The 16,712-nt window shown below is 68.3% G+C and carries 15 protein-coding genes; 9 read left to right on the top strand and 6 right to left on the bottom strand.

Features of this window, described 5'->3' with window-relative positions:
* Positions 1–7: 7 nt before the first annotated feature.
* The 6 genes from NCCP691_RS00625 to NCCP691_RS00600 all read right to left on the bottom strand — a co-directional run bounded on the left by NCCP691_RS00625 (position 8) and on the right by NCCP691_RS00600 (position 7,663).
* Positions 8–604, bottom strand: a complete 597-nt coding sequence (locus tag NCCP691_RS00625; RefSeq protein ID WP_220806297.1) for a chemotaxis protein CheB — start codon at positions 602–604, stop codon at positions 8–10.
* A gap of 2 nt (positions 605–606) precedes the next feature.
* On the bottom strand, positions 607–1,422 hold the full coding sequence (locus tag NCCP691_RS00620) for a CheR family methyltransferase (RefSeq protein WP_220806296.1): 816 nt from the start codon (positions 1,420–1,422) through the stop codon (positions 607–609).
* Positions 1,423–1,429: 7 nt separating this feature from the next.
* Positions 1,430–4,516 carry a response regulator gene (locus NCCP691_RS00615; RefSeq protein ID WP_220806295.1) on the bottom strand — a complete coding sequence of 1,029 codons (3,087 nt, stop codon included), beginning with the start codon at positions 4,514–4,516 and terminating at the stop codon, positions 1,430–1,432.
* Between the two features lie 154 nt (positions 4,517–4,670).
* Positions 4,671–4,955, bottom strand: a complete 285-nt coding sequence (locus NCCP691_RS00610; RefSeq protein ID WP_220806294.1) for a hypothetical protein — start codon at positions 4,953–4,955, stop codon at positions 4,671–4,673.
* Between the two features lie 159 nt (positions 4,956–5,114).
* Positions 5,115–6,641 carry an FAD-dependent monooxygenase gene (locus NCCP691_RS00605; RefSeq protein ID WP_220806293.1) on the bottom strand — a complete coding sequence of 509 codons (1,527 nt, stop codon included), beginning with the start codon at positions 6,639–6,641 and terminating at the stop codon, positions 5,115–5,117.
* Positions 6,638–7,663 carry an XdhC family protein gene (locus NCCP691_RS00600; protein ID WP_220806292.1) on the bottom strand — a complete coding sequence of 342 codons (1,026 nt, stop codon included), beginning with the start codon at positions 7,661–7,663 and terminating at the stop codon, positions 6,638–6,640. Before NCCP691_RS00600 ends, NCCP691_RS00605 begins: the two co-directional genes overlap by 4 nt.
* Positions 7,664–7,996: 333 nt before the next feature.
* On the opposite strand from NCCP691_RS00600, the gene NCCP691_RS00595 reads away from it, so the two are divergent.
* From NCCP691_RS00595 to NCCP691_RS00555, 9 genes are all read left to right on the top strand, one after another.
* Positions 7,997–8,467, top strand: a complete 471-nt coding sequence (locus NCCP691_RS00595) for a (2Fe-2S)-binding protein (RefSeq protein WP_274387217.1) — start codon at positions 7,997–7,999, stop codon at positions 8,465–8,467.
* 1 nt (position 8,468) lies between these two features.
* Positions 8,469–10,877, top strand: a complete 2,409-nt coding sequence (locus NCCP691_RS00590; protein ID WP_220806290.1) for a xanthine dehydrogenase family protein molybdopterin-binding subunit — start codon at positions 8,469–8,471, stop codon at positions 10,875–10,877.
* 10 nt (positions 10,878–10,887) lie between these two features.
* Entirely contained in the window at positions 10,888–11,685 is a 798-nt protein-coding gene (locus tag NCCP691_RS00585) for an FAD binding domain-containing protein (protein ID WP_220806289.1), read from the top strand.
* Between the two features lie 22 nt (positions 11,686–11,707).
* Positions 11,708–12,625, top strand: a complete 918-nt coding sequence (locus tag NCCP691_RS00580) for an AAA family ATPase (RefSeq protein ID WP_220806288.1) — start codon at positions 11,708–11,710, stop codon at positions 12,623–12,625.
* A complete protein-coding gene (locus tag NCCP691_RS00575) occupies positions 12,622–13,881 on the top strand; it encodes a vWA domain-containing protein (RefSeq protein WP_220806287.1) in 1,260 nt (419 codons plus the stop codon). The genes NCCP691_RS00580 and NCCP691_RS00575 overlap by 4 nt, the downstream gene beginning before the upstream one ends.
* Positions 13,874–14,371 carry an SRPBCC family protein gene (locus NCCP691_RS00570; protein WP_373870312.1) on the top strand — a complete coding sequence of 166 codons (498 nt, stop codon included), beginning with the start codon at positions 13,874–13,876 and terminating at the stop codon, positions 14,369–14,371. Before NCCP691_RS00575 ends, NCCP691_RS00570 begins: the two co-directional genes overlap by 8 nt.
* Positions 14,372–14,401: 30 nt before the next feature.
* Complete coding sequence (locus NCCP691_RS00565) at positions 14,402–14,665, top strand: hypothetical protein (protein WP_220806285.1); 264 nt, start codon at positions 14,402–14,404, stop codon at positions 14,663–14,665.
* Positions 14,666–14,804: 139 nt separating this feature from the next.
* Positions 14,805–16,100, top strand: coding sequence for a polysaccharide deacetylase family protein (locus NCCP691_RS00560; RefSeq protein WP_220806284.1), 1,296 nt, complete (start codon positions 14,805–14,807; stop codon positions 16,098–16,100).
* Between the two features lie 108 nt (positions 16,101–16,208).
* Positions 16,209–16,703 (top strand): outer membrane protein assembly factor BamE, encoded by a 495-nt coding sequence (locus tag NCCP691_RS00555; protein ID WP_220806283.1) that lies wholly within the window; start codon positions 16,209–16,211, stop codon positions 16,701–16,703.
* Positions 16,704–16,712: the final 9 nt, after the last annotated feature.

Below are 16,712 nucleotides of genomic sequence, written 5' to 3'. Positions count from 1 at the left end.
GGTGCCCTCAGGCTTGCTTCATGGTTGAAAGTCGGGCCGCGATCTGCTGCAGCGAGAGTACATCGTCGGCGCCGGCGAGCGCCAGCGCGGCGGCCGGCATGACGTGGGCCGCCGCCTCGTCCGGATCCTGCACCCAGGCGGTGCCGCCGCAGGCGCGCAGCTGCCGCAGGCCCTCGGCGCCGTCGCTGCTGGCGCCGGTCAGGATGATGCCGAGCAGGCGTTCGCCCCAGACCATGGCGGCCGACTCGAACAGCGGATCGATGGCGGGTCGCGAGTAATGCACCGCTTCATCGCGCGAGAGCGACAGTGTCCGGTCCGGCTCCACCAGCAGGTGATAGTCGGGCGGCGCGAGATAGACGGTGCCGGCCTGCACCGGCTCCTTGTCCTCGGCTTCCTTCACCGGCCGCGCGCAGCGGCGCGCCAGCAGCGCGGGCAGCACGGTGCCGCGGTCCGGCGGCAGGTGCTGCACGACGAGCACCGCGGCGGGGAACGAGGGCGGCAAGGCTTCCAGCAGCGTGCCCAGCGCCTCGACCCCGCCGGCCGAGGCGCCGACGAGCACCGCCTCGAAACCCGCGGCGCGCGACGTGTTGTCGGCGATGCCCATGTTCATGTCCTCTGATAGATGCGCTGGCCGGGCACGACTTCCAGGAAGGCGCGCGCGTACGGGGAAAAGCGCAGGCTTTCCTTGGGCCCGATGCCGAGGAAGCCGCGATGCACCAGCGACTCGTAGAACAGCTTGACCGCGCGGTCCTGCAGTTCGCGGTCGAAATAGATCAGCACGTTGCGGCAGGAGATCAGGTGCATCTCCGAAAACACGCTGTCGGTCGCCAGGCTGTGGTCGGCGAAGACGATCTGCGACTTGAGCGACTGGCGGAAGATCGCGCTGCCGTAGGCCGCGCTGTAATAGTCCGACAGCGAACGCGTTCCGCCCGCCTGCTGGTAGTTGAGCGTGTAGCCGGCCATCTGGTCGAGTTCGAAGATGCCGGCTTCGGCGGTGCGCAGGGCGTCCGGGTTGATGTCTGTCGCATAGATGATGGTGCGCTCGAGCAGCCCCTCCTCTTCCAGCAGTATGGCCAGCGACCAGACTTCCTCCCCCCTGCTGCAGCCGGCCACCCAGATCTTGGGCGAGGGATAGGTGCGCAGCATGGGCACCACGTGCTCGCGCAGGGCCCTGAAGTAGGCCGGGTCGCGGAACATCTCGCTCACCTGCACCGTGAAGAACCGCAGCATCTCGGCGAACACCTGCGGCTCGTGCAGCACCCGGTCCTGCAGCTGCGACAGCGTATTGCAATGGAAATGCGTCATCGCCTGCCGCATGCGCCGGCGCAGCGACGCCACCGCGTAGTGGCGGAAGTCATGCTGGTACTTGAGGTAGACCCCTTCCAGCAGGAGCTTGAGTTCGATGTCGAAGTCGGCGTCCATGACGGGTCTACTTGGGCAGCCAGACGCGGCACAGCGAGACCAGCTGTTCGACCACGATGGGCTTGGCGATGTAGTCGCTCGCGCCGGCGGCCAGGCAGTCGCGGCGGTCATCCGCCATGGCCTTGGCGGTCAGGGCGATGACCGGCAGGCGTTTGAAGCGCGGCTGCGCGCGCAGCTCGCGGATCGCCGTCAGGCCATCCATCTCGGGCATCATCAGGTCCATCAGCACCAGGTCGATGTCCTGCTCCGCGTTGAGCCGCTCGAGCGCCTCCCTGCCGTTGCGCGCGACCACCAGTTCGGCGCCGAGCGGCTCGAACACGGAAGCGAGCGCGAACACATTGCGCACATCATCCTCGGCCAGCAGGATGCGGCGGCCCTCGAACACGCTGTCGCGCTGGCGCGCCTGCATCAGCAGCTTGCGCTGCTCCGGCGGCAGGTCGGCTTCCACCCGGTGCAGGAACAGTGACACTTCATCGAGCAGCCGCTCCGGCGAGCGCGCGCCCTTGATGATGATGGAGCGCGAATAGCGGCGCAGCCGCTGTTCTTCGTCGCGGCCGAGCTCGCGCCCGGTATAGACGATCACCGGCGGGAAGGAGTACTTGCCGTTCTGCGAGATCTTTTCCAGCAGCTCGTAGCCCGAGCCGTCGGGCAGCATCAGATCCATCACCATGCAGTCGTAGGTATTGGCCGACAGCTTCTCGAGCGCCTCGGCCACGCTGCCGGCGCTGGCGATCTCGATGTCCTCGGCCGCCAGCATCCTGGCGATGCTCTCGCGCAGCACGGCGTTGTCTTCGGTGATCAGCACGCGGCGTGCCTTGCTCCTGGAAACCGTCTCCAGCCGCGCGATCGCCGCCACCAGTTCCTCGCGCGCGACCGGCTTGAGCGCGTAGCCGACCGCGCCGAGTTCATACGCGCTCTGCATGTAGTCGTCGACCGAGATCACATGGACCGGCAGATGACGGGTGGCGGGATTGCGCTTGATGCGCTCCAGCACCGACAGGCCGGACTGGTCGGGCAGGCCGATGTCGAGCAGGATGCCGTCGGGCGCGTGCTGCTCGGCCAGGCGTATCGCCTCTTCCCCGGTCGGGGCGTGAATGCAGTCGAAGTTCATCTCGTGCGCCATCCGGTAGAGGATGCCGGCGAAATGCGGATCGTCCTCGATGACCAGGATCAGGCGTTCGCGCTCGCGGCGCGCGCGGTCGTCGGGTATGGCGGCGACGAGGACCGGCGGCGCCATCTTCGTGGCGCTCTTCGCCGGCCCGGGCGCGGGCCTCGGTTCGGGCGCGGGCACGGGCGCCGCGGCGGCAGGCGGCGCGGCGGATGCCGGCGGCTGCAGCGGGATCTCCACGCTGAAGCTGCTGCCTTCGCCCGGTATGCTGCGCACGGAGATGTCGCCGCCGAGCAGGCGCGCGAGTTCGCGCGAGATCGACAGTCCCAGCCCGGTGCCGCCGTATGCGCGGCTGGTGCTGCCGTCGGCCTGGCGGAAGGCTTCGAAGATGGCTTCCAGCTGTTCCTGGGCGATGCCGATGCCGGTGTCGTGCACCGTGAAGCGCACCCTGTCGCCGTCGCCGGGGCCGACTTCGATCTCGACCCTGCCCTTCTGCGTGAACTTGCAGGCGTTCGACACCAGGTTGCGCAGTACCTGCTGCAGCCGCTGGCTGTCGGTCACCAGGCTCTGGGGCGCGCCGGGACGCTGCACGAATGCCAGTGCGAGGCCCTTCTGCGCCGCCACCGGTTCGAATACCTGGCGCAAGGCGTCGAGCAGGCCGGCAACGAGCACCGGTTCGTTGTGCATCGTCATCTGGCCGGCTTCGATCTTGGACAGGTCCAGGATGTCGTTGATGAGCGCCAGCAGGTCGCTGTTGGAGGCATGGATGGTGCGCGCGTAGCCGACCTGTTCCTCGGTCAGCGTGCCGTCGCGGTTCTCCGCCAGCAGGTGGGAAAGGATGAGCGAGCTGTTGAGCGGCGTGCGCAGCTCATGCGACATGTTGGCGAGGAACTCGGACTTGTAGCGGCTGATCCGCTCCAGTTCGGCGGCGTTCCGCTGCAGTTCGCGCTGCGCCTGGCCGAGTTCGCGCTTCTGCTGTTCCAGCAGCTGGTTGCGCTCTTCCAGTTGTACATTGGCCTGTTCCAGCTCGCTGTGCTGCAGCTCCAGCTGGGCCTGCGAGGCCTGCAGCGCGCTCGCCTGCTCGCTGAGTTCTTCATTCGTGACGCGCAGTTCCTCCTGCTGGGCCTGCAGCTCTTCGCCCTGGCGCTGGGTCTGGGCCAGCAGCGCCTTCAGGTTTTCGCGGTACTGCGCCGAGCGCAGCGCGCTGCCGATCTTGTCGCTCACCATCGCCAGCAGTTCCAGCTCGGTCTCCAGCGACCCGTGCTGGGTGAAACCGAACTCCATCACCCCCGCCGGCGCGCCGCCCGCCGTGAACGGCACGATCATCACCTGCGTCGGCAGAGTGCCGCCGGTGGCGGAATGGATGCGGAGATAATCGGCCGGCAGGCTGGAGACCACCATCGGCTTGCCGTCGCGCGCCACTTCGCCGGCCAGCCCGGCACCGCACGGGATGCGCTCGCGCGCGTCGGCGTCCAGCGCGAAGCCGCCGCAGCGCACCAGCTCCTGGCCTTCCAGCCGGTACATCACGGCGACGCGCGCATCCATGTAGCGGGCGAGCGCATGCAGGATGCGTTCGCAGACTTCGCTCACCGTCGGTTCGCCCAGCATGTTGCGCGAGACTTCGGCGCGCCCCTTTTCCAGCCACATCAGGTGTTCGGCCTGCAGCCGTTCCCGGATCACCCGCCGCGACAGCCAGGCGACGGCGATCACGACGAACACCGCGAGAGAACGGTTGATCAGCGCCACCTGTTCGCTCGCTCCTTCGGGCGACAGCAGATAGCCGATCACCAGCAGGGGCATCAGCACCAGGCCGACGACCACCGGCAGCTGCGGCTGGCGGGCGAAGACGCACAGCGCCACGGGCAGGATGTAGAACACCCATTCCGCATAGCCGAGCGGCGTGAGCGAATCGACGAGGAACACCAGCAGGGCAACCCCGAAGATGTAGGAATGGGCGTAGCGGTCGGCTTTATCCGTGTTCGGCATGTGAGCGGTCTGGTTATGTGTCGCGCCGCCGGGCTTCCACCGGATCGGGAGCTGGCGCGCGACTGTTATGGCTCGGAAAGGCCTGCTAGTTTAGCAGCGTCCGCCGCGCGAGGGCCGGATGCTCGCGCAACGGGGAGCCGGGACCGCCGGGGGCTCAGCGCGTGTCGCTCGCGACCAGCCGGGCCTGGGGCGCCGGCGCCTGCGTCCTGGGCTTCGGCCCGGCGCTCTCCTCGCGGCTGGAAAACAGCAGGGTGAACATGCCGGCATCGGCGCGGCCGAAACGGGCGACCTCGATCGCGGCGACGATCGCCATGATGAACAGCAGCGCCAGCACCACCGCCAGCGCAGCATTGGCACCGCTGGGGGCGGACTCCCGGCATTGCAGGCATTGCTCGGCATCCGGCCCCGCGCGGTGGATGCAGGATTCGCACTTGTTCAAGATCTCCCCCCTGCCGGTACGGTCCGGCGAGCGCGCAGCCTGCTTGCAGCCCGCGCGAAGATCGCAGTGTATTCCTGTGGCGGCGGCGCGCCATCCCATATTCCTGGGAGTCGGCAAAACGCGACAGCGGGGTGGTTCTGTTATGCAATGCCGGCGATGTCAGCCGGTCGACAGGGCGCGAACGGCGAAAAAGCGCGCCAGCCCGGCCGGGTCCGCCTCCCTGGCGGCAAGCGCGATATAGGCGTCCGGCCGGACGAGATACATTGCGTTCTCCAGCAAGCCGGCCGCGTCATGCACCGGATGCCACGGGAACACATGCAGCGGCAGCCGCCGCGAGGCGCACCATTCCGACAGCGCGGCGGGTGCGGCGCCGTACACATGCACCTGCCACACCGGCTGCTTCAATGGCTCGAAATTGTCCCCCTGCGGCGACGGTGCCCAGGGCATGCGGTCGCCGCCGTGCAGCTTTCCGGCGACACCCTCGGCGAGCGGGCCGCTCCGGTAATGCAGCACGGTCTGCGAGATGGTCCGGAACAGGAATTCGCGGGCGGCGTCGACATGCGACAGCAGCGGCATCAGGTTCGGCACCAGGCGCCTGCGGACCACGTCGGCGACATGCCCCTCGGCGGTGGCGAGCGTGAAGACCCGGTCGGTGGTATCGACGAGCCTTCTGGCGAAACCGATGCGCTCGGCTTCATAACTGTCGAGCAGCGCGTCCCCGGCGCGTCCGGCGAGCACGGCGGCAAGCTTCCAGCCGAGGTTGAACGCGTCGCCGATGCCGGTATTCATGCCCTGCCCGCCGGCGGGGCTGTGGATATGGCCAGCGTCGCCCGCGAGGAAGGCGCGGCCCTTGCGGAAATGCGCGGCGACCCTGTGATGCACGCGATAGGTGGAGAACCAGTTGAGCCGGTCGACGCCGACGCCGAGGCTGCCGATGGCGCGCCGGCTGACATCGTCGAACCGCAGCGCGCGCGCCCGCTCTTCGCTCTCCTCGCGCACCGTCCCGATCAGGCGTGCCTGTCCGGTCCCTGACATGCCGAACACCGCGACGAAGTCGGACTCGTCGAAATTGACATGAATCTCGCCGTTCATCGCCGGGCCATGCCCCTCGACGTCCGCCACATAGAAAACCCTGGCATAGGTCCCGCCGGGGAAGTCCACGCCCATTTCCCGCCGCACCGCGGAGCGCGCGCCGTCGCAGCCGGCGAGGTAGCGCGCCTCGCACACGTGCTCCCTGCCGTCCGCCGCGCGCAGCCGCGCCCGCACCCCGTCCGGTTCCTCCGAGTAGCCCAGGAGCTGCGTGCCGCGCTCGACGGCGACCCCGGCCGCGGCCAGCCGCGATTCGAGCAGGCGTTCATGCCTGTCCTGCGGATAGATGAGCAGGAAGGAATACGGGGTCAGGTCCTTGCCGATGTCGGCGAGAGAAAACCTTGCCTTGTGCCGGCCGTCGCTCCAGAGGTTGAATCCCTCCGCCCTATGCCCCTGGCGGATCACGTCGTCGCTCAGGCCGAGCTGGCCGTACAGCTCCAGCGTGCGCGCCTGCACCGCCAGCGCGCGCGACGCGGTGCCGGCGTGTTCGGCCTGGTCGATGATCCGCACGTCGACGCCGGACCTGCGCAGTGCCAGCGCCAGCACCATCCCGGTGGGGCCGGCGCCGACGACCAGGACGTCGCATGAGCCGTTCATTGCGTGCCGCAGGCGCCCGAATGAGAGTCCGTCGCGGGCGCGGCATTCTTGGCATTCGCCACCGCGATTTCCGGCGGCAGCATCACGCCGTTCTTGGCGGCCGTCATTTCGGCCAGGATCGAGATGGCGATCTCGGCCGGCGTCTTGCTGCCGATGTAGATGCCGACCGGTCCGTGCAGTCTGGCCAGCTGCGCATCGTCCAGGTCGAACAGCCGGAGGCGCTCGCGCCGCCGCGCGTTGTTGGCGCGCGAACCGATCGCGCCCACATAAAAGGCGTCGGATTTCAGCGCCTCCATCAGCGCCAGGTCGTCGAGCTTGGGATCGTGGGTCAGCGCCAGCACCGCGCTGCGCGCATCGGGACGCATGGCGATGACGGTATCGTCGGGCATGTCGTGCACCAGTTCCACGCCATCGACCTGCCAGCCGCTGCGATACTCCTCGCGCGGGTCGCAGACGGTGACGTGATAGTCCATGCCGACGGCGATCTGCGCAAGAAAGCGCGTCAGCTGCCCGGCGCCGATGATGAGTAGCCGCCAGCGCGGCCCGTGCACCGTGGTGAGCGCGGCGGACGATACCTGCAGGCTCATGCCGGGACCGGCGGGCCCGAGCGTGACGGTGCCGCTCTGCAGGTCGAGCCGGCGCGCCACGAGTTCGCGTGCGGCGAGGCGGCGCAGCAGTTCGGCGATCATGCTGGCGGCCGACAGCGGCTCGACCGCAAGCTGTATCGTGCCCCCGCAGGGCAGGCCGAAGCGGTGCGCCTCGTCGGCGGTGATGCCATAGGTGATCAGTTCGGGGCGCTCGCGGGTGATGCCCTGCGTGCGCACATGCTCGATGAGGTCGTCCTCGATGCAGCCGCCGGAAACCGACCCGACCACGCGGCCGTCGTCGCGGATCGCGAGCATCGCGCCCGCCGGCCGCGGACTCGAGCCCCAGGTCCTGACCACCGTCACCAGTTCGCAGCGGCGGCCTTCGGCCAGCCATTGTTCGCAATGCTTGAGGACTTCGAGGTCGATGCTGTCCATGGCGGCTTGCTCCCGGGGTTGGAAGGCCGGCGCGACCGGAGGCGGCGCGCCTGCGACGATTCTGATTCCGCCGCCGGCGCGGTCCTTTGAGGTTCCGCAAAGATAGCCGGCCCGGCGGAAGTACGCTGGTTCGGCGCTGCCAGCCCATCCGGCCGACCGCGAATAAAAGAATCGATGACATGGCGAGCGGCCGGTTATCGGGACAAATATCGGAGACACGCTTGACGACGATGCGGCGGCACGGCCTCGCATCCCGGTTTCCCATCTCTGCCCCCGCGGCTACTGCTCCCGCCTGATCAACCGGCAACTCGTTAGAGGAGTAATCGCATGGCAATCCAGGTATCCATGACCGTCAACGGCAGGCAGGCAAGCGCGGAGATCGATCCGCGCACGCTGCTGGTCCAGTTCCTCCGTGAAAACCTCTCCCTGACCGGCACCCACGTCGGCTGCGACACCAGCCAGTGCGGCGCCTGCACCGTGATCGTCAACGGCAACGCGGTCAAGTCCTGCTCCGCGCTGGCGGCGCAGTTCCAGGGCGCGGAGGTGACCACAATCGAGGGCATCGCCGGCGCCGACGGCTCGCTGCATCCGATGCAGGCGGCGTTCAAGGAGTGCCACGGACTGCAGTGCGGCTTTTGCACGCCGGGCATGATCATGTGCGCGCTGGATCTGGTCAGGCGGCATCCGAATGCGTCCGAGCATGAGGTGCGGGAACAGCTCAAGGGCAACATGTGCCGCTGCACCGGCTATCACAACATCGTCAAGGCGGTGCAGGTGGGCGCCGCCAACATGCAGGGAGCCTGACATGAACGCACCCTCGGAACGCGATACCGGCATCGGCGCCTCGGTGCTGCGCAAGGAAGACTATCGTTTCATCACCGGCAGCGGCAGGTACACCGACGACGTGCAGGTGCCCGGCCAGACGTATGCGTATTTCCTGCGCTCGCCCTACCCGCATGCGACGATCCGCGCCATCGACAAGAGCGCGGCGATGGCCGCCCCCGGCGTGGTGGCGGTACTGACCGGCGAGGACCTGGCGGCGGACAAGGTCGGCGGCGTCCCCTGCGGCTGGCTGATCACCGACGTCAATGGCGAACCGATGAAGGAGCCGGCCCACCCCGCGCTGGCGCAGGGCAAGGTGCGCCACGTCGGCGACCAGGTGGCGCTGGTGATCGCCGACACCTACCTGCATGCGCGGGACGCAGCGGAAATGGTCCAGGTCGATTATGAACCCCTGCCGGCGGTGGTCGACGCGCGCGACGCGCTCAAGCCCGGCGCGCCCCTGCTGCACGACGCGGCGCCGGACAACAAATGCTATACCTGGTCGATCGGCGACAAGGCGGCGGTGGAGCAGGCCTTCGCCGGCGCCCACCATGTGACGCGCATCGAACTCACGAACAACCGGCTGGTGCCGAACGCGATCGAGCCGCGCGCAGCGCTCGCGCACTACAGCCGCGCCGACGACAGCTACACGCTCTACGTCGCCAACCAGAACCCGCACGTGGAAAGACTGCTGCTCACCGCCTTCGTGCTCGGCCTGCCGGAACACAAGATGCGGGTCGTCGCACCCGACGTCGGCGGCGGCTTCGGTTCGAAGATCTTCCTGTATGCGGAGGACGTGGCGCTGGCCTGGGCCTCGAAGAAGATCAACCGTCCGGTGAAGTGGACGGCGGAACGCTCCGAATCCTTCCTGTCGGATGCGCATGGCCGCGACCATGCGACGGTGGCCGAAATGGCGGTCGACGAGAACGGCAAGTTCCTCGCGATGCGCGTGCACACGGTGGCCAATCTCGGCGCCTACCTGTCGACCTTCGCCACCTCCATTCCGACCATCCTGTACGCCACGCTGCTCGCCGGCCAGTACAGCACGCCGCATATTTACGCCGAGGTGGACGGCGTCTTCACCAACACCACGCCGGTGGATGCCTACCGCGGCGCGGGCAGGCCGGAAGCGGCCTACGTGGTGGAGCGCCTGGTGTCGGCGGTGGCGCGCGAGATGAAGATCGACGACGCCGAACTGCGGCGCCGCAACTTCATCACCAGCTTTCCCTACCAGACCCCGGTCGCGCTGCAGTACGACATCGGCGACTTCCACGCCTGCCTCGACGGGGCGATGGAGATGGCGGACGTCGCCGGCTTTCCGGCCCGGCGCGAGGAAGCGAAGCAGCGCGGCAAACTGCGCGGACTCGGCTACTCCACCTACATCGAAGCCTGCGGCCTGGCGCCATCCAACATCGCCGGTTCGCTCGGGGCGCGCGCCGGCTTGTATGAAGTCGGCGAGATCCGCGTCCATCCCACCGGCAGCGTGACGGTGTTCACCGGCTCCCACAGCCACGGCCAGGGACACGAGACCACTTTCGCGCAGATCGTCTCGAGCCGGCTCGGCATACCCTTCGACCAGGTGGACATCGTGCATGGCGATACCGGGCGGGTGCCGTTCGGCATGGGCACCTACGGCTCGCGCTCGCTCGCGGTGGGCGGGTCGGCGATCATCAAGGCGCTCGACAAGATCGAGGCCAAGGGCAAGCAGATCGCCGCCCACCTGCTGGAGGCTTCGGCGGCCGACATCGAGTTCAGCGACGGCAAGTTCAGCATCGCGGGCACCGATCGCAGCATCCCCTTCGCCCAGGTGGCGCTGGCCGCCTATGTGCCGCACAACTATCCGCTCGACAAGCTGGAGCCGGGCCTGAACGAGACCGCTTTCTACGATCCGACGAATTTCACCTACCCGGCGGGCGCGCATATCTGCGAGGTGGAAGTCGATCCCGACACCGGCGTGGTCGAGGTGGTGGCGATGACGGCCGTCGACGACTTCGGCAAGGTGATCAATCCGATGATCGTCGAGGGCCAGGTGCATGGCGGACTGGCGCAGGGCATCGGCCAGGCGCTGCTGGAGAATTGCGTGTACGACCGCGAGAGCGGACAGCTGCTCACCGGCAGCTACATGGATTACGCGATGCCGCGCGCCGGTGACCTGCCCTCCTTCCGGGTGGGCAACCGCGTCACGCCCTGCACCCACAATCCGCTCGGCGCGAAGGGCTGCGGCGAAGCGGGCGCGATCGGTTCGCCGCCGGCGGTCATCAACGCGGTGATCGACGCGCTCTCTCCGCTCGGCGTCACCCATCTGGACATGCCGGCCTCGCCGGAACGCGTGTGGATGGCGATCAGGTCCGCGCAAGCGGGTACACAACAAGCGGCCGGCCAGGCGGCATGAGGAGGCAAGCATGTACGGATTCGAACTGCATCGACCCAGTAGCGTGAGCGAGGCGGTGGCCCTGCTCGCCGACCCCGACAGCCGGCCGCTCGCCGGCGGCCAGAGCCTGGTGGCGGCCATGAAGCTGCGGCTGGCCGCGCCCACGCGGCTGGTCGACCTGGGCGGCATAGAAGAACTGCGCGGCATCCGGCGCGAGGGCGAGGCGCTGGTGATCGGCGCCGGCAGCCGGCACGCCGACATCGCGCAGTCGGACGAAGTGCTGCGCGCGATCCCGGCGCTCGCCGGCCTCGCGGCCGGCATCGGCGATCTGCAGGTGCGCAATCTCGGCACCCTGGGCGGGGCGCTCGCCAACAACGATCCGGCGGCCTGCTATCCGGCCGCGGTGCTCGGCCTGGGGGCGGCGATCCGCACCGACCGCCGCGAGATCGCGGCCGACGACTTCCTGAAAGGCATGTACGAAACCGCGCTCGAACCGGGCGAACTGATCACCGCGGTGTCGTTCCCGATTCCCGAGCGGGCCGCCTACATCAAGTTCGAAAACCCGGCCTCCCGCTTTGCGCTGGTCGGCGTCTTCGTCGGCCGCGACCGCCAGGGACAGGTGCGGGTGGCGGTCACCGGATGCGCCGGCTGCGCCTTCCGCGCCGCGCCGCTGGAGCAGGCGCTGCAGGCCAGCTTCACGCCTGACGCGGCGAAGGCGGTGCGGATACCGGAGGACGATCTGAGCTCGGACCTGCATGCGAGCGCCGCCTACCGCGCCCACCTGATCCCGGTGCTCGCCGCGCGCGCGGTGGCCCGGGCGCTGCAATGACGCGTCTGCCGTCGACGGCCGCATGAGTCCGGACAAGCTGCCCGCCTCGGTGGATGACGTCATGCGCCTGCTCGGCGCGCAGCAGTATGTCGCCGAGCGTCATCTCGCGACCGCGCTTTACCTCGCGCTGACCATGTCCCGGCCGCTGTTCCTCGAGGGTGAAGCCGGGGTCGGCAAGACCGAGGTCGCCAAGGCGCTCGCGGCGGGACTCGGCCGGCGGCTGGTGCGCCTGCAATGCTATGAGGGGCTCGACATCGCGAACGCGGTCTATGAGTGGAATTATCCGCGCCAGATGATAGCGATCCGCCTCGCCGAGGCCACCGGCGCCGAGCGCGACAGCCTGGAAACCGACATCTTCAGCGACCGCTTCCTGATCCCGCGCCCGCTGCTGCAGGCGCTCGACAGCAGCGACGGCGGCGCGCCGGTGCTGCTGATCGACGAGCTGGACCGCGCCGACGAGCCCTTCGAAGCCTATCTGCTCGAGGTGCTCGCCGAGTACCAGGTCAGCATCCCGGAGCTGGGCACGATACGCGCCGCGCAGCCGCCGATCGTCATCATCACCTCCAACCGCACCCGCGAAATCCACGACGCGGTCAAGCGGCGCTGCTTCTATCACTGGGTCGACTATCCGGACCGCCAGCGTGAACTCGACATCGTCAGGCGCAAGGCGCCGGAGGCGTCCGACAGGCTCAGCCGCGAAGTGGTGGCCTTCATCGCCCGGCTGCGGGAGATGGAGCTGTACAAGGCGCCGGGCGTGTCGGAAACCATCGACTGGGCTGCCGCGCTGGCCGCCCTCGACCGCAACGCGATCGATCCGGAAGCGGTGGAGGCCACCCGCGGCGTGCTGCTGAAGTATGAGGACGACATCGCGCGCCTCGACGGCAGTGCGGTCGCGCAGCTGGTGGCCGACGCGCGAAGCGACGTCGCGGGGCAGCCATGAGCACGTCGGCGGCGCAGGCACGCGTGATCGGGGGCGGCCGGCTCGCCGACAATGTGCTGTTCTTCACCCGCGTGCTGCGACGCGCGGGATTGCCGATCGGACCGGCGGGCGCGCTCGATGCGCTGCAGGCGCTGCAGGCGGTCGGTCTGTCGCGGCGCGATGATTTCTACTATGCGCTGTCCACGGTGCTGGTGGACCGGCATGAGCAGCAGGAGATCTTCGACCAGGCCTTCGACCTGTTCTGGCGCGATCCCGAGGCAAGCGCGCGCATGGAGGGCCTGCGCGACCTGCTCGCCGGCGTGCGGGCGCCGCAGGCCCGGCGCGAGGTCGCGCCCCGGCTCGCGCAGGCAATGCAGCCGGGTCTCCTCCGCCCGCCGCTTCAGTCCGACCAGCTGCCGCCCGAACTCCGGGTCGACGCCTCGATGACCATGTCGCCCCGCGAAGCGCTGCAGGCGAAGGATTTCGCCGCCATGACGGCGGCCGAACTGGCGCAGACCCGGCGGCTGATCGCCACGCTGCGCCTGCCGCTGCCGCGCCTTCCGGCGCGTCGTTCGCGTCCATGCCGCGGCGGCGGCTCGATTGACCTGCGCGCCACGATGCGGGAAGTCGTCGGTTCCGCCGCCGGCTTCATCGAACTGCGCCGCCGCGCGCCGCGCACCCGCCCGGCCACGCTCGTGGTCCTGTGCGACATATCCGGCTCGATGGAGCGTTACTCGCGCATGCTGCTGCATTTCATGCACGCGCTGTCCAGCCACGGCACCCGCATGCATGCCTTCCTGTTCGGCACCCGCTTGTCCAACGTCACCCGCGCATTGCGCGACCGCGACGTCGACACGGCGCTGGCACGCGTGTCGCGCCAGGTGAGCGACTGGGCCGGCGGCACCCGCATCGGCGCCTGCCTGCATGAATTCAATCGCTGCTGGGCGCGGCGCCTGCTCGGCCAGGGCGCGACCGTGCTGCTGATCACCGACGGGCTCGACAGCGACGACGCCAGGGGACTGGCCGCCGGAATGGAAAGGCTGCACCTGTCCTGCCGGCGCCTCGTCTGGCTCAACCCGCTGCTGCGCTACGCGGGATTCGAAGCGAAACCGGCGGGCATACGGGCGATGCTGCCTCATGCCGACCTGTTCCTGCCGGTGCACAACCTCGACAGCCTCGCCCGCCTCGGCGAAGTGCTGGAAACCGCGGCGCAGCCGCGTCCCTTCACACGCCGCCGGACGATTCATCCGGCAGGAGACCGCCATGGAAATGTCTAGCGTACAAGTGGTGCCGGCGCCGCCGGATCGGGTCTGGGCCGCGCTCAACGATCCGCAACTGCTCAAGGCCTGCATCACCGGCTGCGAATCGATCGAGCCGACCGGCGACAACGAATACAAGGTGGCGATGGCCGTGAAGATCGGCCCGGTCAGCGCGAAGTTCGCCGGCAAGATATTCCTGCTCGACATCCGGCCGCCCGAGTCCTACACCATCAATTTCGAGGGACAGGGGGGCGTGGCCGGTTTCGCCAAGGGGACGGCCAGGGTGCAGCTCTCGCCCGAGGGCGAAGCGACCAGTCTCGCCTATACCGCCTCGGCGCAGATCGGCGGCAAGCTGGCGCAGATCGGCTCGCGCCTGGTGGACGGCGCGGCGCGCAAGATGGCCGCCGATTTCTTTGCCGCGCTCGCCCGGGAATTGCAGGACGAATCCGCGCAGGCCGATCCGGCGCAGCATGCAGCGAGGGCGCCCGGCCCGCAACCCTCCATGTGACAACCGCAACGACAGAACGAGGAGACCGACATGGCCGACCAAGCGAAGGGATTCAAAGTCTGGGATGTCCGGATGCAGGACCTGCCTTCGGACGCGAAAGGGCACGACGGCATCGCCGAGAGCGTGCAGAAGGAAATCGCTTCCGCCAGCGTGCAATGCCTGCAGTGCGGCGAGACATGGACCGCGACCGAAGGATCGGGTGAACGCAGCCTGTCGAACGTCCTCGGCGGCATCGTCGTCACCTGCCCGAAATGCGGGCAGACCGACGGTGTGCAAAGGCCCGATTTTCAGTAGCGCGTGACAGCCGCGAGAGGCGATTCGAGGGCGATTGCAATCCCTCAAGTCAATGCCTGAGGGAACAGGACAGCAGTCAATACCGGCCGGATACCGCCAATTAAAGTGAGCTCCATCGATATGCGAACGGAGCTTGCACATGAGGTCGTACCGTGCCCTGGTCAACAGTCTGCTGCTGACGCTGCTCGCGGGCCTGAGCGCCTGCGGCGGCGGGGGAGGCGGCGGTTCGGACGGGGGAAGCGTATCCCGCCCCGTCACCGACAGCTCGCCCTCCCCGAATCCGCCCGCCACCCATCCTCCGCCCGCCGGACAGGACGGTCCGGCTGCGGACCCGGGCGGCACGCCGGGCAAGGACACGCCGCCCGACCAGACCGGCGGCGACAAGCCCGACAACGAGCCGGTGCCCGAGGATGACCCGCCACCGCCGCCGCCGATCGAATCCATCTGCGCCACGACGATCGACCGCTGCCTCGACCTCAACGCCGCGAGCCTGACGCGCTACCTCGGCGGCAAGCGCTCGGCCGCGTCCTATACCTTCGACGACGGCTACGCCTCGAGCACCACGATCGCCGAGATCTTCGAGCAATCCGGATGGCGCGCGACCTTCTATATCGTCCCCGGCACGGTGGAGACACTGACAGGCTGGGACTACTGGAGAGCGATTGCGGCAAGAGGCCACGAGATCGGCAATCATTCGATGACGCACTCGATCGAACTGAACGACCCGACGCTGAGCGAACAGACGCTGATGACCGAGATCGTGGGCGCGCAGCAGCTCATCGAACAGCGCCTCGGCATGCGGCCGCGGACCATCGCCTTCCCCTGGCACATGTACAGCGCCCGGGCGCTCGAGATCGCCGAGAAAAGCCATCTCTCGGTCCGCAAGCTCGCGATCGGCGAAAGCAACTATGAGTTCGCATTCTTCGACCTCGCGCATGACACGACGCCCGAGCAGGCGCTCGCGAGAGCCAATGCACAGCTGACGAGGGTCGTCGACACCGACGGCTGGCTGGTGGCCGGCGGCCACGGCGTGGATGGCGACGGATGGAGTCCGGTGAGTTCGCAGTTCCTGAGGGACCATCTCGCGCATGCCGCCCGGTTCTCTTCCCGGCTGTGGGTCGACACCTACGAGAAAGTCGCTCGCTACCGGGCCTGCCGGCCGCTGTTCACGCCATCGGTCTTCACCTCCGCGCCCGGCAAGGCGGTGGTGACGCTGACCGGCCAGCATGATCCGCGCCTGTGCACCGATCCGCTGACGGTGGCGATCCCGGTCAAGGCGACGCTGCAGTCCGGCTTCAAGGCAAGCAGCCGCAGCGGCGCCGCCGTCGATGCCGTCGTCGTCGGCGAACGGCTGCTGGTCAGCCTGCGCCCCGGCGACGAAATCACGGTCGAGGTCGCCCCGACGCTGGCCAGGCCGGATACCCGGTACCGCTGAAGGGCGGGCGCCGCGATGGCGGTCGCGTTGATTGTCATTAACCGGCCGCCGATCGCCTGAAACGCGCCGCACCTTCGCTGCTTCCAATGGGTTTTCAGGACAGGCGCCATGATCCGGTCGATTCTTTGCTTCATGCTTTCCCTCCTGCTCTTCGGCTGCGACAAGGACGGCAATCTCCTGCAGGAGCCGGGCCTCGACAGGTTGCAGCGCGGCGTATCGAGCGAAGGCGACGTCAGGTCGGTGATGGGCGCGCCCGACAGGGTCTACGAGGACAGCGACGGCACGCGTGCGCTGCAATATCCGAAAGGGCCGGCCGGCACCCGGACATGGGAATTCCTGATCGGCCGCGACGGCAGACTGGTGGACTACCGCCAGCTGCTGACGGAAGAGAACTTCGCCCGCATCAAGCCGGGCATGACGCGGGAAGAGGTGCATCGCATCCTCGGCCGGGAGCGCAAGATCGAGCGCTATGCGCGCAAGAATGAAGAAGTGCTCGACTGGCGCTACCTGTCGCCCTTCGGCGAACAGTTCTTCAATGTGCACTTCGACATCAGCACCGGAAGAGTGACCGGCACCAGCAGCCAGGACGCGCGCAACTACTGAGGCGCGGCA

It is taken from the genome of Noviherbaspirillum aridicola, assembly GCF_019656455.1.
Classification (GTDB): Bacteria; Pseudomonadota; Gammaproteobacteria; order Burkholderiales; family Burkholderiaceae_D; genus Noviherbaspirillum; species Noviherbaspirillum aridicola.
Note: the sequence above shows the minus strand (reverse complement) of the source record. Positions and strands in the feature narration are given on the sequence as shown.